A 23911-nucleotide genomic window follows, 5' to 3' on the forward strand; every position below is an offset into this window, starting at 1 on the left:
TCAAATTATTAAAATGAAACATTAACACCTAACGTGAATTTACGTAAGTTCGGATAATATCCATAGCTTCCCGCCCAAGAAGCCCATGCTCCTTCTGGATAAGGGTTTAGGAAGTTAAATACATTTTGGCAAGTAAGATTGAAACGGCAACTACTAATGCCAATTATTTTTAGCCATTCTTTAGGCAATGCATAAGCTACTGTCATATTACGAAGTTGCACTGTTGCTGCACTTACTTTCCAAAAAGTAGAGGGTGCACCATTTACGCTACTATAGCGAATATTCGGGTATTTTGCATTTCTGTTTTGTGCTACAGTTACTATATTATTAGCGTCATAAATATCCTCATATACAAACATATCTTTCCACATTGCCGACACATTACTATATTCAGAGTAACTTTCTTTACGCATAGTTGTAGGAACTAAGGAATATGCTCCCCAACTTGCACCAAACTGCGCACTAATAGAAAAATCTTTATAAGAGAAACCGAAATTTAAAGTTCCACCGTAAGGATTACTAGCACGGTGAGAAATTTTTATATAATCTTGTTCATCAACAATACCATCTGCCGGACCAAAAGTTCCAGTTGATTCATCATATTGTCCACGTACATCCTTATAAATCAGCATACCAGGATGTACATTTTCTTTTGTATTTCCTAAATATTTAGTAATACTATATTTATCAAAGTACTCATTAATTTCCTGATAACTACGGAACATACCTATACATTCATAACCCCATAGTCCTCTATCAGAACGTTCATTTCTCACTAATTTATCAAAATCATATGCAGCCTTCCAACCTGTCTCTCTGATTTTATTATCATTGTATCCTGTTGTAAGCTTTACCCAATATGACATGTCTTTTCCAATTTTATCCTTCCATCCTAATGACAATTCAACACCATATGTATCTACCTCACCAAAGTTTTCTGGAGCAGGCTGTATTCCTACCGTATTCGGATAATAAGAAGTTCCTTGATGTGAAGCAAACATTTCACGGCCCATATCATAATAGAAGTCCAAATTAGCGCTCATTCGATTCTTCAAAAAGGCCATATCAATACCAAAATTAGTTTTATAAGTCTTATCCCAATGTACATCAGGATTTACTCCTTGTTTCGGCATACGAATCGTAGCACTTGTATTTGTACTAGAATTAGTTCCAAAGATCGGTCCTTTGTCTGGATTACGGGTGTAAAGCTGAGTCCAAAGCCAAGCATTCACATTATCTTTACCAAGAATACCAAACGAACCACGTATCTTCAAAAAGTCGATTTTTGTCTTGTCTTTATCAAACCATTTTTCATCTGAAATAACCCAGCCGGCAGACCATGAAGGGAACATTCCCCAATAATTCTGAGGAGCAAATTTGGCAGAGGCATCAGAACGGAGCATAAACTCAAACAAATATTTATCATCATATGAATAATTCACACGACCAACATAAGAAAGCATACCAGACTCACTGCGGTTAAACGTTACAGTTTGAGCAAAACCTTCTGCATTGGAATCCACAGAACTAGATTGGCCATCTGTAAAAGGTAATGGATCTGTAAGACTACCATTCAAATCTTCCCATTCTGATTCTGCTTTTTCAATAGAGAACAAACCACTGACATAATGCTTACCAAACTGACGTGCATAGCTTACTGTTAAGTTCATTTGATAACTATCTGAGCGATTCATACTACGCCCCAAAGAGTTGCCATTATTCAACTCATACAATCCCAATGTATTAGCATTGTATTCAATCTCGTCACCAACATAAAGGTGACCACCGCTGCCACCACGGGATATAAGGCGATATACATCGATTTTTGTACCGATAGTATTTGTTTTTCCTGTACTTATATTTTTTGAATAAGAAGCTTTTACCTTTAAACCACGTAAGTATTTACTCCAACCAAAATCATACTCTAATGAACCGTTAAGAGAAAAATTCTGATTCTGATTCTCAACATTATCTGACGCATTCTGTACTGCTGCAAAATTATACTTCTGCTGATCACTTGGATTAGTTATATTTTCCATACCTGAATGAAAAATATAATATCCATTTACTTGATCAGGCACATAAGGTACATGTAACATTAAAGATTCAAAATCACCATCAGAGCCACCACCTTTTACATTTTTAGGTTTATTTGTCTCTCCATAATTACCAGATACCTGCAAAGAAGCTTTCATCCATTTTGAAATATTAGCATTTACACCAGCACGATAGTTCCAACGATTATAGTCCAAGCGCCCTATATTACCTTCTTGCTGATAATACGAAACACCACCGAAATAAGTTGCTTTTTCTGTTCCCCCGCTAATGTTGACACTATGACGCTGCGTCAAAGCCGCACTCCATTCTTTATCTAATAAATTATAATTCATACCCTTCATTGCCTCCAACTCATCAGATTGAAAAAGTTGTACCCTCAAGTCATCGGATTCTTGATCCTTAGTAGCAGTATTAGCAGCACGAGCAGCATTGTATATACGACCGTAATCATAGGCATTTAGCATCTTCGGTAACATCAATGCATCTGTATAACCAAACTGTCCTGAATAAGAAATTTTGGGAGCACCTACTTTTCCTTGTTTAGTCTTAACCAGCACAACACCATACGCAGCACGTGCTCCATATACAGCCGCTGCAGCATCCTTTAAAACAGTCACATTTTCTACTTCATTTATATCTAAATTATTGAAAGCACCTTCATCTGCAATAAAGCCATCAATAACATATAGTGGAGTAGGGCTTGCATTACCTCCTAAATCAGAACTTGGAGTAATGGTAGTATTCACTGAACTTTGACGAATCTGTAAGCTTGGTGTACTACCTGGACGCCCACCACTAAGTGATACATGTAAACCATTTATTTTACCAGCTAACGCGTCACCCAAACTACCCACTGACAAATCTTTCAATTCTTCTGTGGAAATCGTTTCAATGGCACCTGTTGCATTACGTAATTTCTGAGAACCATAATCACCAAGTACTACAACTTCATCTAATTTCAGTTGATCTTCTAAAAGTACAATCCTAGGATTTTTTAAATCAGATATAATTTGTGAAGTATATCCAACAAAGGAAACTTTCAATTTGCTTTTTGGAGCAACCTTAATATTAAATTTCCCATCAATATCTGTCACTGTACCTACTGTCCCATTTACCACCATGACAGTAGCACCTATTATCGGTTCACCACTTACATCTACAACAAGTCCAGTTACTGTCTGATTCTGGGCACACAATGGCATAACAAAAGTCAACAGTGTACCGATGAATAAACTGAGAATAATATTTTTCTTATTCATTGTATTTAATTTTTATTATCATACTACTTTACTTACTCTTCAACAAGTGGAAGCCATCGTGGATCACCGGTTCTCTTTTCAAGCTGGCTTGCTCCAGTTACAGTAAAATCACCATTTACAGCATTAATGAAGCCAGGATCTGTATCAAGAGTATTTGTATCATATTTGTCATTACTTTGACTACCATTATACCAATAAGTATTATATTCAAAATTTCTAGACATATTTGCATTACCCATTATTTTATTCGTCATATCTCCTTTACCACAATCTACAAAAATAGTTCTGGAGAAATTTAGTGTTAAGCATGCTTGTCCTCTATAGCTATTCCAATTAGTAAAGTCTTTGCTATAAGCAAGATTGTATACTGTACAATTATAAAAATTAAAAGTTCCATTTGAATATCCAGTAATCTTGTTAGGTCTGTTACCATTTACCTGTGCAAAATAACTTCCATTCTGTACAGTACTACAAAGAGTACTCTCTTTAAATGTTATATTAATAAAACTACCTTTATTAAAATACACAATCGTATTAGACTGATTACATCTAATAAAAGAAGCTTTTACTGTAAAGTTTTCTACACAATATTTTTTCCCTGAATCATATAATAAATGCCTATTAAGGTCATATACATTACAAGACTGAATAACGATGGGATCTTTAATAACGTATTCTCCAGAAGATACTTTTAATTGTTCATTTGGAGTCTTACTTAATCCAATTAATGAAGCATCAGAAGAACCTTTCTCCATTGCATTACAATAGAAATCCATAAACTTTATCTTCAAACCATTCTGTGTTAATATTCTACCACTTTGACCAAATGTAATTTTCGAATGATTAATTTTATTTCCACGAATTGTAACTTTACGTGCTCCAAAATCTATTGGACCTGATATAGTATATTCACCGTTAGCCTCTAATTCATATGCCAACTCTTTTAAAGTGCCATCTTCATTAGGTTCCATATCAGTCTCTGGAAGCGGATTATCAATAAACCATTGAGTCAAATCTACTCCACTAGGAATGGATGCATATGTTTCAAGTAAAGTTGAAAAACTTATTTCACAGGCTTTTTCTGCATCTTTGTTATTAAACTGTTTATTTCCAATGGTTTTAATTAAGAATTTATATTTTGTATCTTCTTCTACTTCCAATTCAACGCTACAACCATCGATAAACTCTCCTTCAACTACAGCTATCGGATTTTCAGGATCATCAACTACATACCAAGAAAACTCATAACCTTCTGCTCCATGCACTACAGGCCATTCAATAGTTGCATTTTCTCCTGTGGCATCAAGTTCCACTTTTACATTCTCCAATTGGGGAGATTCCAGTGTAGCATTTTTCACATCCGACTCAAAAGATTCGTCTTCGTGATACCCTATGGTACAGCTACTTAAAAGAAATAATAACGTAGCGAATAACAGTCCACGTGTTCTTCTTCGTAAAAATAAACGATTACTTTTCATACATTAAATTTAAATTAAACAATACGTTCTTATGTTATCAATATTTAAGTTGAATATTATATACAATAGTCCGTTAAACATTTCATTCACATTTATGCAGTAATGGCTGCAAAACTAATGGCTTCTTTCTACAGTCTTCGATTTATTTCTTTGTTCGGTTTGATTCCTATTATTCAGTTCCCTACTTTGACAGTCAGTTAATCTTGTGAATTGCTTTCCATCTCAATAAAAATTATAAGAAGCTTCCCATGAACTCTTGAATGAAGACATGTTAGTAAACTACTTAAATAATCATAAAATACATATACCACTCTTCTTTTTCTTCATACATAAAAAGGACGTATGATTTAAAGATATGTAATCACATAAAAAGAACAAAAATGAAGTTAATTGGAAATTATATGCAAAAAAAGGCCTCAAGACACTTTTCCTATTAAAAGGAAAGTGCCTTGAGGCCACCTTTTTATATTAAATTACTTTTTTCCGGGAATCAGAAAAATCTTTTATTCTGCCAATGGGTCGAAAGTACCCATACCACCGTGAGCATAATCTTCCCAACCAATGGTCTGATACAATGTCGCATTAGTTTGCTGTGCACTTTGACGCAATCCAAAGAAATAATATCTGGGTTGGAAATAAGGATTAATGTCCAGCACATTACCATCAAGACTGATATCTTTACGTGAGAAATAGGTATCATAGAATGTACATATACTTGACACAGCCGGATCAAGAATCGTTTCTCCGTCTGCTTCCGTAGCAATCTTCTCATTCAATGTCAGTGCTGCTGGTCGCTCTACGTTTTTAATCGGATCACTGTCATTATTTGCAGACCCGGTACCTTCAACATTGATTTCTATGCGATATCTCTTACCACGTTCATTCATCGGAGTCACACCCAAATAAGTACAAGTATTACCTCCAAAGCCACTCAATGCCCAACTTGCATTCAAAGCACCTTGTCCTACACCTCCGTCAAATAGCATCCAACGACGCATATCATACGCACGTTTACCTTCAAAAGCCAACTCTACCTGACGTTCATACAATATAGCTTCAAACAATTTAGCACGGTCAGTTTCAATCGCCGCATCCAGGCCATAATTATTTGCACTCGTATAGCCTACTCTGCCACGTACGGCTTTCAGCGCCTTGACCCCTTCCGCATGATAAGTGCCGCCCGCACCACAAGCTGATTCTGCCAGATTCAGCAATACTTCCGCATACCGTATCTCCATGTAAGGAGCTGCCGATCGTCTGAATCCCTGCTGATCACCACTGCTGTTATCAGTAAACACATAAAGACTAGTGCCCAAATCAAAATCATCCGAACGTTTACGAACATAGACTCCTCTATTCTTAGTGCCCAGCATATCGGCTGCAAAACCGCTTCTACTCGGATTATTACGCTCATCAGCCGTAGTATACCAACAATAATTCCAAAGTTCATAGTTCGCACCACTGGTATAACGGGTTGGGCATAAACCAGACATCGTTGCTCCTGAAAAATCGACATTGCCACTATTGAATTTCCACTCTACCCCCGGAAATGCAAATGTACGGTAGAAACGCGGGTCACGATTTAGAAAGAACTTTTTAGGGTCATAATGAACTCCTGATTCCATCGGTTTCTTACCGTCAATCATCGGGAAGATGTCTATTATTTCCGCTGTAGGAGTCTTTCCTCCGCCTCCGTTTATATTTCCTGGTCGGATTCCCTGCTCCCACAAGTTGTATCGGTTGATGTTTTGTGAAGCAATAGGAGACACATTATTATATAAAGTAACAAATACGGCTTCGCTTCCACCTGTATAAGTGGCGAACATTCTGGCCCAATTCTTGGCATTGTCTTCTCCGCCATTGCCTTCATAAGCAAGTCCGAAGTTACCTTCATTCAGTTTAGTGATGGCAGCAAAATTGGCGTCGTAAGCATCTTTCCAACGAGATGCGTCATCGGCACGGTTAAAAAGTGGACTAGCATAAAGCAACAATGTACGACCTTTTAGAGCAAGTGCTGCACCGGCGGTTATGCGTCCGTAATCCTGCCCTTCATTCTGCCAACGTGCAGGAAGATAGCTGGCTGCCAGTTCCAAGTCATCGCATATAAAGTCTATACAAGCCTTAGTCGAGGAACGAGGAATGACCAGATTCTCACCATTACCATCACCTATCACCGGATTCTGGACGTGGTCTACAATGGGAACACCACCATACATTTTCACCAACAGATAATAACGCCATGCACGAAAAAAGTAAGCTTGTCCGAGTAATTGTTCTTTCTCTGTCTGCGAAAGAGTCGCACTTCCCGTCACACCTTCAATCACATTATTACATTCGCGGATACGTCCCCAAGGACTTCTTTCACTGTTGATTACATAAAAATAATCGGGAACAGTCTGAATAGTAAGAGATGCCGTAGGATCATTGAAAATAGAGTAGTCTCCATATTCCTCCGTACATTTGGAAAAATCGTCATCAATACCCGCACTGGTTATATCGGTCAAAGCATTGGAACCTCCGGTAGAACTAGGCAATAAAGACTGATATAAAAAGTCCACACGACTTTTGGCTGTTTCATAATTTTCGTACACAACCGAAGCGTCATAGCTTCCATATACTTTCTTGTCTTTCAGAAAATCATCGCTGCATCCAGTAAAACAGATTAGTCCTGTCACCATCGATGCTGTCAAACATATTTTATTTATCTTTTCTTTCATAATCTTCTTTGATATTAGAATGAGACATTAACACCTAAAGTTACTTTACGCAAATTAGGATATCTTCCATAAGTGCCTCCCCATGTACTCCAAACACCATCAGGATAAGGATTGTAAAAGTTTAAAAGGTTCTGAGCAGTCAAATTCAGACGGCAACTGCTGATGCCGATCCGATTTGTCCATTCCTTCGGAAGGCTATAAGCAACTGTCAAATTACGTAATCGAACGCTGGCTGCGCTAACTTTCCAAAATGTAGAAGCCTGACCGTTTATGGCACTATATCTTAAGTTTGGATATTTAGCACTCCGGTTCATTGGCGCCACTACATTACCACCGGCATCCAATACATCTTCATACACATACATATCTTTCCACATGGCAGATACATTTTTATATTCCAGATCATCGTATTTTTCCTGACGTAAGTCTGTCTGTACAAGAGCATAAGTACCCCAGCTTGCACCAAATTGAGCACTGAATGAGAAGTTCTTATACGAAGCACCAAAATTAAAAGTCAATCCATAAGGATTATTGGCACGATTGGAAATCTTCACATAGTCATTCTGATCAATCACGCCATCTGCTTCACCATAAGTACCATCGGCATTACGCTGACCACGTACATCACGATAGATCAACATACCCGGATGAATGTTATCTTTCGTATTCCCAAGATAAGAAGTGATCTTATTCACTGCGAAATACTCTTCGATATCCTGATAGGTGCGGAACATGCCAATACATTCGTATCCCCACACACCACGGTCGGAACGTTCACCCCGAACAATGTCATCAAAACCGGGAGTAGCCTGGAATCCGGCTTCTTTAATCTTGTTATCACTGTAACCGGTAGTCATTTTTACCCAATAAGAAAAATCTTTACCGATTTTATCTTTCCAATTCAAAGTAAGTTCTAAACCATACGTATCAACTTCTCCAAAGTTCTCAGGAGTAGCCTGCGTACCTACAGTAGTCGGATAGAAAGAAGTACCCGTGAAAGTTGTGAACAACTCACGTCCCATATCATAGTAAGCATCTAATGTAATACCCAGTCTACTATCCAGCATCCTGACATCGATACCTAAATTGGTCTTGTAGGTTTTATCCCAATGTACATCTGCGTTGACCCCTCTTTGCGGCATTTGGAATGTTGCACCACTATAGGTATTGGTGGCTGTACCAAATATAGGACCTCCATCTGCATTTCGGCTATAAAGTTGTGTCCACAACCAAGGTTGTATATTATCTCTTCCCAAAATACCGAATGAACCACGAATTTTCAAGAAATCAATACCTAGTTTTTCTTTATTAAACCAGCTTTCTTCCGAGATAACCCAACCTGCTGACCATGAAGGGAACATTCCCCAGTAGTTACTAGGAGCAAATTTGGTAGATGCATCCGAACGAAGCAGGAACTCAAACAAATACTTGTCTGCATACGAGTAGTTCAGACGACCGATATAAGAGAGCATACCCGATTCCGTACGACCGAACGTAGTCGTTTGATCCGCACCGGTAGCTGTCGAATTAGATTGTCCATCGGTAAAGCTGAAAGGATCAGTTACAGTACCGGTCAGATATTCATATTCCGATTCTGCCTTTTCAATAGAAAACAATCCATTCACATTATGCAAACCAAACTGACGTGCGTAGCTGACTGTCAAGTTCATCTGGTAGTTATCCGTTTTATTCATCGCACGGCTCAATAAATTACCATTATCCAAAGTAAAAGTACCAAAATTGCTATCATCTATATTTATATCATCGCCAGTATAAAGGTGATTTCCACTGCCACCACGTTCCAGCAGCCTGTAGACATTCATTTTAGTACCGATATTATTACTCTTATTATTGATAATGCTCCTCGAATAAGAACCTTTCACTTTTAGCCCCTTCAACCATTTGCTCCAACCAAAATCATATTCCAATGAACCGTTTATGGACATATTATTTGTCTGATTTTGAGTATTGTCAGGAGAATCCTGAACTGCTCCAAAATGGAATAGTCGTACAGCACTTAAGCCCGAAGACACATTTTCCATACCTGTATATACAACAGGACGTCCACCTACATATCCGGGCACAAAAGGCAAATGTGTCATTAGAGAATTAAAATCAGCATCTGTCCCACCACTGGTTATACCATTACGTGAGTTATTCTGTTCACCCATGTCACCTGAGAACTGTAAGGAGGCTTTAATCCACTTACCGATATTAGCATTAACACCCGCACGGAAGTTCCAACGATCATAATCTAAACGTCCCATATTACCTTCTTGATTATAGTAAGATGCACCCGCAAAATAAGTAGCCTTCTCTGTACCGCCATTAATACTGAAACTGTGGCGTTGCGTCCAAGCCGCACTCCACTCATCATCCAGCAAATCGTAGTTCAGTCCTCTCATTGCTTCCAATTCGTCAGCCTGGAAATATTGCGTTCTTCTATTATCCGATTCCGATTCACCGGTAGAAGTTCCAGCTCCACGTGCGGCATTATAAATACGTCCATAATCATAAGCACTTAGCATCTTAGGTTTTTTCAAAGCATCAGTAAAACCGAATTGCCCTGTATAAGATATGGAAGGTGTACCTACCTTACCGCGCTTGGTTTTCACCAATATGACACCGTAAGCCGCACGTGCCCCATATACAGCTGCCGAAGCATCTTTCAAAACCGTAATACTTTCTACTTCACTCACATCCAAATTATTAAATGCATCCTCTGTAGAAATAAAATCGTCAATTACATATAATGGGCTAGGATCTGCATCACCTCCACGCGTTGAATTGGGAGTAATGCTGGTATTGATATTACTTTGGCGTATTTGTAGACTTGGGGTACTACCCGGACGACCACCACCCGAATTTACATGCAAACCACTCATCATTCCGCTCAATGCATCACCTAAGTTACCCACCGAAAGATCTTTAATCTCATCCGGAGTAATGGTTTCAATCGCCCCCGTTATGTTTTTCATTTTTTGTGTACCATAACCTACAATAACCACCTCATCCAGATTAGCTACATCTTCTTTCAATACAATCTTTGGATTATTCAAATTCGTTATTGTTTGAGAAACGTATCCTACAAATGAAACAGCCAATCTTCCCCCTTCCGGGACGGGAAGGCTAAATTTACCATCAATATCACTTATCGTGCCTACCGTAGAATCTACAATCTTAATTGCAGCCCCAATAATTGGGTCACCAAATTCGTCCACAACAACCCCGGTCACCGTACGTGCATTTTGGGCATAGACGATTTGCGCAAAGGCTTGTATAAAAAGCATACATAAGCCTAAAATGAAATATCTTTTACTCATAGTATTCTGTTATTGTTTATACATTGTATTCATTCTGTTGTCGGAAGCCAACGTGGATCTCCACAACGATTCGCAATATGCTCCGAGCTACTCAAAGTAAAATCACCGTTAGCAGCATTCACAAACTTTGGCTCTACCTTAATAGCTGTTCCCGAATGGTCTCGTCCATTCTCATCACTAGTATCATAATCAAGGAATCCTCCCGGAACAGCACTATAATAATAAGTATTATATCCAAGTGTATAATTTACATTACCATAATTTCCCGCATTACAGATCCGTCTGAAAACACCTTCAGTTTCTGTGGCCGAACTTACGACACAGTCTGCAAAAATAGTATTCTGCATTTCCAAAAAGAACACAGCACTATTACTGTTTATTACATTATTAAAGAAACGATTGTTAGTGCCAATTTGATAGAACGTACAATTACTCATTTTCCGAAGCGATGTACTCCAGCCAGATCCGCTAAAGTTTGACGGAGTACGTCCTCTCATCTGAACAAAATAGGCAGATCCGGGAACCGTATAATAAATAGTACTGTTTGAAAAGCTCAAATCTTTGATCCAACCTTGACCGTTGAATGCTATAAATATAGTACTTGCTGTATTAATGCTAACCAAGCAATCAGTAATAGACAATGACGACAAAGCATAACCATTATTACAGTAATATAATGGTACGGGAAGATCTTTTATAGTACAAGATTGGAAAACATAAGGCTGCTGCACTATACCGGCTTCTGTGCTATTGAACATAACGACACCTCTACTATTAGAAGCACTGTAAGTATCAGCATCAAAATCAAAATCTATAAACTTAATTTTTAGACCAGCTCCGCGATTTATAAAAGAAGCATTTCTTTTCATTGTCAGTTTGGCATGATTTACTTTGTCGCCACGAATAGTCAATGTAGTCGTTCCTAAATCAATATTACCATCCATTTCATATACACCACCTGCCACTAATTCATAAGCTATTTCTTCTTCTCCTTCTGCAAGAGGCTCAATCGGATTTGCCGTAAAATATTCGGTCAGATTAGTTCCTGTTGGTATTGTTTCACGTACTCGAACCAATGTATTATAAGTCATTTCCGTAGCTGCAACAGCATCAGCGTTATTATACTTCTGATTTCCTAATGCTCTGACTGCAACCTTATACTTTGTATCTTCAGTAATATCACGCGTAATCGTACATTTATCTACGACTTCATTCTCTTCGCCTATAACAACTGGATTGTCAGGATCATCAATATTATAAAATGTCACTTGGTACCCACCGGCTCCTAGCACTACCGGCCATTTAATTTCCAGAGACGTAATATCTACGTTTCTGGTAAAAGTCCAACCTTCAGTCGACGGTGATTCCAAGGTTACCCCCTGAACTTCCGATGAGAAGGTCCAATCATCCTTGTATCCATCGACACAAGAACTAAAAAGAAGTATAGCTGCCGCAAATGCCAAACTATCCCTTTTTACTCGCAAGAATAAATGTTTACTCTTCATAGATTAAATTTTAATTTATATAAAATGATATATTACATCATCAGACATCTATTCACATAAATAAAAAGATACAACTAAAAGAATCGTAATCTCTTAAAAAGAATAAAAAATAGAATCTGAAGTTTTTTCTCTTAGTTTTATTAAACTATATCATAATTCCCCTCCCTATCATTGTTGAAAATTTTCTTTTAAATATTTTATATTCCAATCATCGTTCTTCTCCACATCTTCACATCGTTTTAACTTCCACTTTAACCGATTCATATAAAGGACGAATGGATAAGATCATTGTAATCCACCAAAATTCTGCTGATTGATACCATAACGGAAACAGTGAATTAAATAAAAAACAAAATGGTTACAAGCATCCGAAATAAAGGATGAGAAAGCATCAATATCTCTATAGGATTAGGATTTGATTCGCATAGTGAAAAAAAAAGTCCGAACTTTTTTAAGTTCGGACTTTTAATATAGTAAGAGGACATATAATGTTTGAAGTCCCTCCTACCTATTATCTCAATTATTATATTACTCTTGAAATACCTTTTTCAGATATTCAATATTCGTTCCATAATTCTTCTTCACGTTCCTCACATCATCCTTGTCTCGTGAGCGTTCTACAACCAGCCAGCCACTCCAGCCCATTTTGTCAAGCGTCTTTTTTACCTTATTCATATCCAGCCGCTCATTGAAAGGAAGAGTCACTCCATCCGTATCTGTACAGTGAATCTGGCAAATTCTATTTTTTCCAAGAATCTTGAGTTCCTTACATAGATCTCTTCCATTCTCTAATGCATTCTGAAATTTAAAATAGATCTTGATACCGGGAGAATTAATCTCTTTCAATAGTTTCACTTCTTCTCTTGCATCCAATTGAGTTTCAATGCCAATTACAACTCTTTCCGAAGCAGCCATATCCCCTACTTCCTTCAGCCGTTTTATTAAAGCTGTCCGAAGTTCCGGAGTTTCCTGCCAGCCTGCTTCCACTCCACCCAAAGGGAGAAAAGCGACCTTGGCACCCATTACTTTCATTGCATCCAGACAATCCCGGACTAATTCTTTATAATTAGCACGATCTAAAAAAGACTGTCCATAAAAACCGGACATAGCAATAGAAGGAACCTCTAAATTATAGTTCTGAGCTGTTTCACGAAATAGCTGCTGGAAATGGGGCTCACGCAATTTGTTATCGAACATTTCTCTTTTACCGAGACTACCCATATCCAACTCGACTCCATCTCCTTTCAACTCATGCACCAATTGGAACGAACCAATCTTCTGACGTTTCAATATCATCCAGTCACATACGGCGATCTTGTAACGTTGTTCTTTTTGTTTCGATGCAGCAACAGCCAGCATTGGAAAACATTCTGCTACGATTAATATCCAAAGGATATGTTGAAATAATTTCTTTCTATTCATCATCTTAATTATACGCTGATCGTATAAAAGACGGATGAAAGGAAACTTTGTAATCGGCTACATTCCAAATATTTAATACTAAAACGGAAAAGGGGATATTTATAAAAATAAGATAATGACACTATCCCAGGTAAATGGTGTCACTATACCACTGATATAGTGTCACTATCGCAGACATATAGTGACACTATCTTTTTGAAAGGATTATTCAGGTAAGATGTAAAAAAAATAGGCTGCCGAACCCTGAAAAGTCCGACAGCCTTGTCAACCCAAAAACGATACCTATGAAACACTGTGTGTTATTTCAAATCAAATATCAAGCGTTTACCATGAACAAGTTCATCGTGGGTAATGCGGTATTTATTGAACTTCTTACCATCCAATAACACCTTATTTATATAAAGAGTTTCCGATCCGGTACGATTACTCTCAATTACCAGCTCATTTTCCTTATACCATTTAGGATCCAAGCGGATCGTTACTTTATTAAATACCGGAGTAGTCAATGTATATTCCGGCAATCCCGGACAGTCGGGATAAAAACCTATCATATTGAAAATAGCCCATGCAGACATCGTACCTGTGTCATCATTTCCAGGGATACCGTCCGGTTTGGTCGTAAAGTACTTATCCAGCAGTCGCTGTGTCTCTTTCTGTGTACGCCATTCTTCACCTTTAAAGTAAGAGAACAGATGAGCGTAAGCAATATCCGGTTCGTTAGCCGGATCATATAGTCCTTCATCAAACACCATTTGCAGCTTATTGACAAAAGGTTTCTTTCCACCCATCAGTTTAGCCAATCCATATACATCATGTGGTACATAGAAAGTATAATTCCAAGAATTACCTTCGTGGAAACCGGGATTCGGTTCAAAGTTCTCTCCCTGCCTCGGATTGAACGGACTGTAGAAAGTTCCGTCCGGAAGAATAGGTCGGAATGTACCGAACTCCTTACTATAATAATGCTTATATCCCAAAGAGCGTTTATAGAACATTTCCGCATCTTTCTTCTTTCCTAAAGCATCCGCAAAACGGGAAAGGGCAAAGTCTGCGATATAATATTCCAGTGCATGAGATACGGAGTTATCATATTGTTCACGAAGCGGCACGTATCCTTTTGACATATAGTCATCATTGTCCGGACGCATCAGATTTTCCGCCCCGGGTAATGTAGCCGACTTGTACATAGCTTCATAAGCCAGATCTACGTCAAAGTCACGCAATCCTTTCATCCATGTATCCACAATCACTGGGATACTTGGATCACCTTCCATCGTAAGAGTCTCTCTTCCATACAATTCCCATTTAGGAAACCAACCATGTTCACGATACATATCGAGCATGGTACGTACCATTTCCATCTGACGTTCGGGATAAACCAAAGTCAAAAGCTGATGTACGTTACGATATGTATCCCACAAAGAGAATACAGTATATCGGGTACCTTTCGTTGTCAAAATCTGATCGCTCTCCATAGCCGGATATTCACCATTTACATCCTGCAGAACGTTCGGATGAATCAACAAATGATAAAGTGCCGTATAAAAAACTGTTTTCTGTGCATCCGTTCCTCCTTCTACAGTGATACGTGACAAGTCATCGTTCCACTGTGCACGGGCATCGGAAAGCACCTGTTCAAAGTTTTTTCCCGACTGTTCTTTATCCAAATTCAAACGGGCATTCTCTATGCTTACAAAGGAAACTCCCATCTGTACTTCGACCTGTTCTCCTTCCTCTGTTTCAAAAGTGAAGTAAGCGCCCACATCGTCACCTGCTATTTCTTTTCCATAGCGGGTATACAATTTATATTTGCCTTGGTCTCGATCCCATTCTGCTTCCACACCTGTCATCGGACGTTGCTTTTTCCAATATCCGGTTGTGGTGGGAACTTTGTTCACTCTCATCACAAAATAGATGGGAAATACAGCTTGGGGATTATAACAGAAAGTACCCAATAGTTTCATTCCCTCTATTTCGCTGTCACTTACACGACGAAGCATGGCTCCACTCTCATTGGTCAGGCCTTCGCCCAAATTCAGAAGTATATGACTCTTTCCTTTAGGAAAAGTGAAACGGGCAATACCTGTACGCGGAGTAGCAGAGACTTCTGTCTTTATATTATACTTCGTCAGATAATTGGAATAATAGCCGGGAGAAGCCTGTTCATCCTTATATTTGCTCCCATATTCCTTATAGTCTACATTCAGTTCTCCGGTAGTAGGCATCAGCAATAAAGAACCCAGTTCAGGACAACCGACACCACTCAGATTTACATGAGAATATCCTGTAAAGAAACAATTGGTATATTCATAAGGCGTAGACCACCAACGTGCATCTTTATCGTAAGTATTATCAGCAGAACCCATCACATTAAAAGGTACTACGGACATCATTCCATTCGGACAAACAGCTCCGGGATTAGTGGTACCGAAATTTGTCGTTCCAATAAAAGGATCTACATAGTCTATCAACAGACTCTTTTCCTTATTCATAGGGGGGGCCTTACCCTCTCCCCCAAATACGGGGAGAAGGGTGAAAGCCATTGTGCAAGTTAATAATATACGTCTCATATCCTTCTTAGATAATGCTCGTCCGTTTTGTAAAATCAATTATTTCCTGGATATAGCCGAAAGCCATTCCTACAACAGTATCTGCAGCTCCATAATAAACAGCTACACGCTCACCATCCTGCAATGCCGCACATGGGAATACCACATTGGGCACATCACCTTGAAGTTCATAAGGTGCAGCCGGACCTATCAGATATTCACGGGTACGATAAAGTACCTTTTCAGGATGATCCTTATCGAGTATCGCCGAACCCATTGCATAACGGAAACCGTTGCAAGTAGTGATAACACCATGATAGAAAAGCAACCAGCCTTCATCAGTAAGGAAAGGTACCGAACCTGCACCAATCTTGGTACACTGCCAGGCACTTTCAGGGAAAGGAGTCACTTTCATAACACAACGGTGTTCACCCCAGTATTTCATATCCGGACTGTAGCTGATATAAATATCACCGAACGGTGTATGTCCATTGTCGCTGGGGCGACTTAACATAGCATATTTGCTATCTATCTTTTGCGGGAAAAGTACTCCATTACGATTGAAAGGCAGGAAGGCATTCTCGCATTGGAAGAAATCTATAAAATCAAATGTATAGGCAATACCGATAGTAGGTCCATGATAGCCGTTACACCAAGTAATCCAATATCGGTCTTCAATCCATGTAACACGCGGGTCATATTTATATTCGGATTCGATCATTTCCGTGTTACCGGCTTTAAATTGAATCGGTTCATGACTAATATCCCAATGAATACCATCTTTACTGAACCCTGTGAAGATATTCATCTGTACAGCTTTGTTGTCACAACGGAATACGCCGGCGAACCCATCTTTGAAAGGTACGACAGCACTATTGAAAATACTATTGGATGAAGGAATATGATAGCGTCCGATGACCGGATTTTGCGAGTAACGCCACATTACATCTGTACATCCGACAGGACGTTCTTCCCAGGGAATTTGAATCTTATTCATAATAATTATTTATTTAGTAATTAGTTATCTATTATCACTCAAAAATAGCAATTTATTTTTCTTTTTTGAATCATCATACGTAAAAGGTATAAAATAGGTCATCAAAAAAGCAGGAATTGTTGCGATCAGTACATAGATAAAGAAACTACGGTATCCCAGTAAATCACTAAAATAGCCGCTGATCATTCCCGGAAGCATAACTCCCAGATTCATGATTCCCGAAGCAAATGCATAATGTGACATCTGATGTTTGCCAGGAGCAATCTGCTGCATCATGAACAAGGTCAGTCCGACAAATCCGAAACCATAGCCGAAATACTCCATTGTGATACATGTTCCGATCAGATAAAGACTGGTCGGCTGGACTACAGCAAGGAAAGTATAAGCAAGGAAAGGAAGGTTGAACACGCAACAAAGCATGAATAAAGTTTTCTTCAATCCATATCTGGCAACAAATATTCCACCCAGCAATGAACCGATAACAAAGGCGGCAGAACCAAAGACGCCATTCAATGTTCCGATTTCTGTCAATGACAGCCCCAGACCTCCGACCTCTCTGGAGGCACGCAGAAACAAAGGAGCAACCTTCATTATAAATCCTTCCGCCAATCGGTAGAGAATAATGAAGAAGATATAATATACTATATGTTTTTTAGTAAAAAAGTTTCCAATCACATTTACCAAATCCTGCATGATTTCTGAAGTAGTTTTTTTTCCGGTAGCAGGAACTTGTGTAGAAGGCAACATCTTTATATGATAAAGACCGAGCAATACCATTACTGCAGCAATTACGGCAAAAATAATCATCCATGCAGATGAATATGCACCCTTATTGGCATCTATCGAAGCTCCTTCTATTGCCCCGAAATGTTCGGCCAGCATACCTGCCAAAGCAACTAATCCACCATTGGCAACCAATTTTGCCACATTATAGAAAGCCCCCTGCACTCCAATATATTTAGCCTGATCCTCTTTATTCAGTTCTGCCATATATACACCATCGCAAGCGATATCATGTGTGGCTCCACTGAACGCAATCACCGCCATAGTGGAAATACTGATAGCAAAGAAATAATCAAAGAATAACGAAAAAGCTACTACTCCAAACAATATACCACTCAACAGTTCGGTTACCAGTACAAAAAACTTTTTGGTCCGATACATTTCAAGAAAAGGGCTCCATAAGAATTTGAGTGTCCAGGGCATCATGATAAGAGAAGTCCAAAACGTTATCTGAGTATCAGAAATACCCAAATCCTTAAACATGAATACGGAAACCAAATTGATGGCAATAAAGGGAAGTCCCATTGCAAAATAAGCGGTAGGTACCCAATAAATCGGGTTGATAGTTTTTCCTTGAGAAGCAGTTTTATTCTGTTGCATAGTTCAATAGTATATAGATGAAAGGGTCATTTTTCTGACCCATCTATATATAATACAACTAAGAAGGGCAAACTACTAACGCTTGCCCCTACTTTTTTTATTTTATTGTTACTTCGTCGATAAAGAACCACGAAGGATGCCCTACACCATAATGCCATTCGGGACATTCTTTCGTACCGGTGACCTCAACTTTCACATAACGGGCATGCACTGGCATTTCCGATTCAGTCTTCACTCCGCGGAACTCCACTTTCCCCGAACGGTTTTCCGGCATATCATGTGTTCCCCAATGTGTATAATTCTCTCCATCTTCAGAATAGGAATAAACCACCTTCAGAGGGAAAAGAATCCAAGCTCCGATCTGATGCAGGAAATCCGTATCTATACTATGTATTTCTTTCTCTTTACCCAAATCTATAACAAAAGCACCGTCTGTTCCTTCCCAGCCAATCCAGCTTTCAACGAAAGTAGATCCTCCGAATAGTCCGTCCACTAATGCCGTTTTTCCGATTTCTGCATATTTACCGGTAGGAGGAATAAGATAAGTAACCTTCGCTCCTATCGCAACGCTTTTTTCTGCACGGGGCATATATCTCTCCCGATACAACTGGCAATATTCCACAGGAGAATTGGAACGTTCATTCAATGTCGGTACATTAAATTCTTTCACCCGTTCTTCAAAAAGTGCCAATTTCGGACTGATCTCATTCATATCCGTACCAGTCTCAGTACGGGCAATTTCCAATTCCGAATACTGAATGGGCAAGCGGGCACGCTGCACACGCTTCAGGAATTTATTATCTTCAGCCACCGCTTTCTCTGCATCATCAAACAGTTGATTATAACGTCGCATCAGTTGTGGTTTCAGCATTCCGTATTTATGGGAAACAGGAGAATCATAAATCCACAATCTTTGTCCGCTGCCTATCAACGCTCCCTCCATCACCTTGATATACTGATAAAGGTATGGCGCAGCCTCTCCATAGTATCCATGCAGGAAATGCTGCATCAAAGAATCAACATTCGCTTCGGGGTTCCACATTAACTTAGATACCAGATAGGCACGTAACTCAGCGAAGTCTCCTCCCCCTGCTTCCTGCAATCTGTGAGAAATGCATAGTGGCATGATTCTTTTTGAACAGACGAATATCATCCTGCAAGATATGAAAATTAGGGAACGGAGCCAGATAATTATCAAAATTAATACCATAATCCCACACGAAAATATTATTAGTGATGGCAGCCCAGCTTTCCATTGCTTTCACAAACTCTTTACCTGAGGCATTTTCCGTCAAAGTCACTTCACGGTCACAATCTATATCACAAAGCATGATATTCACATTCGGCAATGGCTTCACATGTTTCGGAGGATTCATCGTATACAGATAGGCAAGCGTGGAAAATTCCTTATCGGGAAAACGGGCAGCCAGCTTATTCAAAAAAGTAATGATACTTCCTGAGAGTGCTCCTTCATAATCATCTATCGCTTTGCAGGCATCACATGTACAATTGGTATAATTACCATCATTCTGACTCACAGACATAATATGCTTATCCGGATTTGCCTTAAAAATAGAATCAATCCGCTGAGCCACGATTTCAAAAACTTCCGGGTTACTCAGACACCATTGGCTTGCTTTCCCGGGATGGCGTTTGCCTTTAAAATAAGAATAATATTCCGGATGGTCTTTTCCATATACGGAAGCAGGAAGCAACTTATCAAAAGTATGCACCCAATAACCGGCAGCAAACACTTCGTTTGGCTCTTCCAGCCTGTTCCACCATTTATATATGGAGTCTGTACGAATAGCATAACATTGTGTCTGGCGGTAACGGAAAGCCGGATTATCTATTTTATCGATAAGCGGCAGTTCGATTGTCTTCGCAGGGTTAAAAGAGTATTCGTTTTCTCCCCAGTAATCCACTCCAAGATATTGTTCGAGTAAAGTTACAACTCCGTAGACTGTCCCATTCCCACTGCCTGAAATACGTAAGATTCCATCTTTCGTAGATAGGCTGAAACCGTCTTCTGTCACTCCAGCTGGGGTTTTGCTACTGATTATAATATCTCCTTTTTTTGCATTCTGCCCTTTTACAATGGGAAATGTACAACCTGAAATTCTCTGAAGGAACAATTGAAATAAATTTGCTGATATTTGATTAATCTGGTCATTTTCTGATAGAATAATCCTGGATTTAGTTTTTCCATTATCAACTAAAACGACTTGTGCTGTTGCAGGAATATAACAACATGCTCCCAACAAACAAAGCAGCTGAAAAATAATACGGCGAATGATTCTCATAGCATTTCCTTTAATTAGTTTTTAGATAATACAATCCAAAAATATAAGATACTCAAGAAAAAAAACAGTTCTAAGTTTTATTAACAAAGAAAACTTAGAACTGATCACAACATGATATAAACAGCAAATAGCCCAAGCTCATTCAGTAATAAACTTGGGCCATTTTTTATTCAGTTTCAGTATAAATACCTACAGTATTAATATAAGGAGAATAATAAAGAGCTCCATGGAAAGTTACTCTTATATATTGCGCTTGTTTAGCCACAAGAAGAAGAATGTAACTTGTCTTATTTGCAAATCCTGAAGCTACACCAAGATCCTCATATTTCTCTCCATCATTACTTATCGCTATACTTGCACTTTCCGAAGAATAAAACCATTCATAGAAATGTAAAGCAATAGTTTTTATATTCTCTTGTTTTCCCAAATCGATATCAAGTATGCTGCCATCCGGAACATAATCATACAAGTCGCTAGATTGTCCATTCAAAGTAAAACTCCAACCCGAATGGTCATTTATTACAGAACCTACCGGTTTGTCTACACAAGATAAAAATCCGACAAGTGCTGTTTTATAAACAATATATAACTTTATTCTCGCCTATATCTGCTCCTACTCCATCAACATTCGTGATTGTCACTGGAATAACATAGTTAGTACCCAGCTGCACAGAAGCCATATCATCCGAAAAACTCAAGGCAACACTCTCTTCCGGAGTTGTTTTTCCTTGTTTAATCATTATTGTCGATTGCTTCAAACTTGCACTAGTCAGTAAAGAATAATCTGTGCCATGCAATGCATTATACGTTCCAACTAATGCCGGATTAATAGCAAGAGTAACTTTGGTGTCACCATCTGCGGCCCATGCCGATTTTAAGATACCGTCAAGCTTCCATTCACTGCTTAAATTTGTAAATCCTTGACTATACTGATACTCTAACAGATATTCTTTACTTGAAGTCAGTGTGACATGATTTGGTTTGTAAGTCGATTCAAATGTCAAGAATATCTTACTATTACTTTCACTCGCTGATACTCCTGTTCCATTAATAGAAGTTATAGCAATCGGGAGAATATAATTTTCCGATCCGTTCTTAAATTCTTCCATATTAGTATAATGCACTTTTAAAGTATCTGCAGAGATATATTCCCCTTGTTTTATATACAAAGTTGCATTTTCCAGTTCTGCATTTTGTAAAGCTACATAGCTCGTTCCATATTCACTGTTGTATGCATCTACCAATGACCTGTCAATAGCTAATTGGATGGTCAAATCTTGTGGTGCAGGTTTAGTACACCTGACAGGAGACAAAATATGTTCGGTGGCGATTTCTCTCAAAAAAGTTCCGTCTCCTTTATACTCTAAAGTAGCATTTGTTTCACTTGGTTTATAAATATAGACATAATTGATATCATACGGATCTGTTGCTTCGTCATCGTCACATGCTGTGACTAATGGCAATGACATAGCAAAAAATGTACTGTATAATATATATTTAAATAATGCTTTCATATCATACTGTTTTAAATTATTGAGCAAATGAATATGTTTCCCATGTCACCTTTTGACGGTTTTCGTTACCTAGGTTAGAATTGCCAATTTCCACATCATGATCATTACCGGTTACATCGTGTAGTATTGTAGCTCCTTCACCTTCATTCATTGGCAGATACAACAACAAATTCTTGTCTGTATAGTCAACTTCGGTATACATAGATTTCTTTATCTGATTAACTGTGCGTGTAACTTTCCAAAAACGAACCTGACACATTTCACAGAAATCCGGAAAATATTCTTCTCCTGAAGAAATCATCTGAAATTGATCAATATTCATCGGTTGTCCTATTGAAGAAGATAATGAGGCAACTACAGTACCATTTTGGTACAATAAAGTAGTACCGGATGCTGCATCATAACTCACTGCAAAATGATACCATTTTTGTGCTTCTAAACCTTTTCCCTTAGTTGGATCACCTGTATCAAATTGAGACCCCATCGTTTTTACTTGTAGGAAATTATTTTTATAGCTACCATTCTCGGAATAGATTAAGTCACCAAACCGTATATATAGTTCTGTCCCTGAACCTCCTGAGTTTATTATAGCCTGATTATTCTTAGTATATCCACCGTTCCCTGATTTAGAGGTGACTTTACTCCACCATTCCAATGTATAATTTGGCAAAGCTAACCCCCAAGCTCCTTCCGGGGCTGCATGCATACCATTATACCATGTTAATTTAGGAACAGCTTGTTTCAAAGGCTTCACAAGAACCAATAAAAAACTGGAAGAGGATTCCGACTTCTCAATACCTCCTTCCACATTCTTAATACTGATGGGAATTGCATATTGAGCACCGCCTTCAGCTTCAAAACTTTTAATATCAACATTCACAGGATCTGCACTTACAGAACCTGCTTCAATTGTCACTGATTCAGGAAATGATATATATTCTTTAGGAGGCATTTTATAATTAGTTTCATTCTTCTTATTATAAGCATCTAATACAGATTCGTCAATAAATAAATTAGCTTTTATTGTTTGATTAATAATATTCACCAAACGTACAGTTAACGAAGTACGCGTCGTACCCTCTGTCAATGTCAATTCTTTAGTTTTGGATGTAGACGCTTCATTTATATAGACTAAATTATCTATAACATCATACTTAGCATTTTCACATGCAGTATGGACCAGTGCCAGTACCCCAAATGCCATTATTTTAAGTAAAGATATTCTCTTCATTGTTTAACCCTTTCTTTTAGTTATTAATAGGAGGATTCTGTGCAGCAATAGCTGCACGCACTGTGGGATAATCAGGATTTCCAGGATAATCATACTCAATATGATAAGCCCCCATACCTGCATGTTCTATTCCACAAGCCGGATGATAGCTCTGTTGCTCGGTAAAGTAATG

At 38.5% G+C, this 23911-nt stretch carries 12 protein-coding genes and 1 pseudogene; all 13 read right to left on the bottom strand.

What is annotated here, in order from left to right:
• Positions 1-8: 8 nt before the first annotated feature.
• The 13 genes and pseudogenes from HMPREF9007_RS12525 to HMPREF9007_RS12470 all read right to left on the bottom strand — a co-directional run bounded on the left by HMPREF9007_RS12525 (position 9) and on the right by HMPREF9007_RS12470 (position 23739).
• Positions 9-3317 carry a TonB-dependent receptor gene (locus tag HMPREF9007_RS12525; protein ID WP_008761665.1) on the bottom strand — a complete coding sequence of 1103 codons (3309 nt, stop codon included), beginning with the start codon at positions 3315-3317 and terminating at the stop codon, positions 9-11.
• 32 nt (positions 3318-3349) lie between these two features.
• Entirely contained in the window at positions 3350-4795 is a 1446-nt protein-coding gene (locus HMPREF9007_RS12520) for a DUF4992 family lipoprotein (RefSeq protein ID WP_008761666.1), read from the bottom strand.
• Between the two features lie 503 nt (positions 4796-5298).
• Positions 5299-7512, bottom strand: coding sequence for a RagB/SusD family nutrient uptake outer membrane protein (locus HMPREF9007_RS12515; RefSeq protein WP_008765815.1), 2214 nt, complete (start codon positions 7510-7512; stop codon positions 5299-5301).
• 14 nt (positions 7513-7526) lie between these two features.
• A complete protein-coding gene (locus HMPREF9007_RS12510; protein ID WP_008761668.1) occupies positions 7527-10835 on the bottom strand; it encodes a TonB-dependent receptor in 3309 nt (1102 codons plus the stop codon).
• Between the two features lie 29 nt (positions 10836-10864).
• A complete protein-coding gene (locus tag HMPREF9007_RS12505; RefSeq protein ID WP_008761669.1) occupies positions 10865-12340 on the bottom strand; it encodes a DUF4992 family lipoprotein in 1476 nt (491 codons plus the stop codon).
• A 528-nt stretch (positions 12341-12868) separates the two neighbouring features.
• Positions 12869-13762 (bottom strand): sugar phosphate isomerase/epimerase family protein, encoded by an 894-nt coding sequence (locus tag HMPREF9007_RS12500; protein ID WP_008761670.1) that lies wholly within the window; start codon positions 13760-13762, stop codon positions 12869-12871.
• A gap of 299 nt (positions 13763-14061) precedes the next feature.
• Entirely contained in the window at positions 14062-16332 is a 2271-nt protein-coding gene (locus tag HMPREF9007_RS12495) for a GH92 family glycosyl hydrolase (RefSeq protein WP_008761671.1), read from the bottom strand.
• Between the two features lie 7 nt (positions 16333-16339).
• Entirely contained in the window at positions 16340-17308 is a 969-nt protein-coding gene (locus tag HMPREF9007_RS12490) for a 1,4-beta-mannosyl-N-acetylglucosamine phosphorylase (RefSeq protein ID WP_008761672.1), read from the bottom strand.
• Between the two features lie 24 nt (positions 17309-17332).
• Complete coding sequence (locus HMPREF9007_RS12485) at positions 17333-18691, bottom strand: MFS transporter (protein WP_008761673.1); 1359 nt, start codon at positions 18689-18691, stop codon at positions 17333-17335.
• Positions 18692-18788: 97 nt separating this feature from the next.
• Positions 18789-20994, bottom strand: a pseudogene (locus HMPREF9007_RS12480) (DUF4838 domain-containing protein).
• Between the two features lie 166 nt (positions 20995-21160).
• Complete coding sequence (locus HMPREF9007_RS27710; RefSeq protein WP_346962713.1) at positions 21161-21484, bottom strand: discoidin domain-containing protein; 324 nt, start codon at positions 21482-21484, stop codon at positions 21161-21163.
• Positions 21485-21566: 82 nt separating this feature from the next.
• A complete protein-coding gene (locus HMPREF9007_RS12475) occupies positions 21567-22508 on the bottom strand; it encodes a DUF1735 domain-containing protein (RefSeq protein WP_225651959.1) in 942 nt (313 codons plus the stop codon).
• A gap of 16 nt (positions 22509-22524) precedes the next feature.
• Positions 22525-23739: a DUF1735 domain-containing protein gene (locus tag HMPREF9007_RS12470; protein ID WP_277754665.1), complete on the bottom strand. Its 1215-nt coding sequence runs from the start codon at positions 23737-23739 to the stop codon at positions 22525-22527.
• Positions 23740-23911: the final 172 nt, after the last annotated feature.

The organism is Bacteroides sp. 1_1_14 (genome assembly GCF_000162515.1).
GTDB lineage: Bacteria > Bacteroidota > Bacteroidia > Bacteroidales > Bacteroidaceae > Bacteroides > Bacteroides thetaiotaomicron.

What these genes read in the sequence shown, in the direction of transcription:
- HMPREF9007_RS12525 (WP_008761665.1), bottom strand. Translation starts at nt 3,317, where the DNA reads ATGAATAAGAAAAATATTATTCTCAGTTTATTCATCGGTACACTGTTG.
- HMPREF9007_RS12520 (WP_008761666.1), bottom strand. Translation starts at nt 4,795, where the DNA reads ATGAAAAGTAATCGTTTATTTTTACGAAGAAGAACACGTGGACTGTTA.
- HMPREF9007_RS12515 (WP_008765815.1), bottom strand. Translation starts at nt 7,512, where the DNA reads ATGAAAGAAAAGATAAATAAAATATGTTTGACAGCATCGATGGTGACA.
- HMPREF9007_RS12510 (WP_008761668.1), bottom strand. Translation starts at nt 10,835, where the DNA reads ATGAGTAAAAGATATTTCATTTTAGGCTTATGTATGCTTTTTATACAA.
- HMPREF9007_RS12505 (WP_008761669.1), bottom strand. Translation starts at nt 12,340, where the DNA reads ATGAAGAGTAAACATTTATTCTTGCGAGTAAAAAGGGATAGTTTGGCA.
- HMPREF9007_RS12500 (WP_008761670.1), bottom strand. Translation starts at nt 13,762, where the DNA reads ATGAATAGAAAGAAATTATTTCAACATATCCTTTGGATATTAATCGTA.
- HMPREF9007_RS12495 (WP_008761671.1), bottom strand. Translation starts at nt 16,332, where the DNA reads ATGAGACGTATATTATTAACTTGCACAATGGCTTTCACCCTTCTCCCC.
- HMPREF9007_RS12490 (WP_008761672.1), bottom strand. Translation starts at nt 17,308, where the DNA reads ATGAATAAGATTCAAATTCCCTGGGAAGAACGTCCTGTCGGATGTACA.
- HMPREF9007_RS12485 (WP_008761673.1), bottom strand. Translation starts at nt 18,691, where the DNA reads ATGCAACAGAATAAAACTGCTTCTCAAGGAAAAACTATCAACCCGATT.
- HMPREF9007_RS12475 (WP_225651959.1), bottom strand. Translation starts at nt 22,508, where the DNA reads ATGAAAGCATTATTTAAATATATATTATACAGTACATTTTTTGCTATG.
- HMPREF9007_RS12470 (WP_277754665.1), bottom strand. Translation starts at nt 23,739, where the DNA reads ATGAAGAGAATATCTTTACTTAAAATAATGGCATTTGGGGTACTGGCA.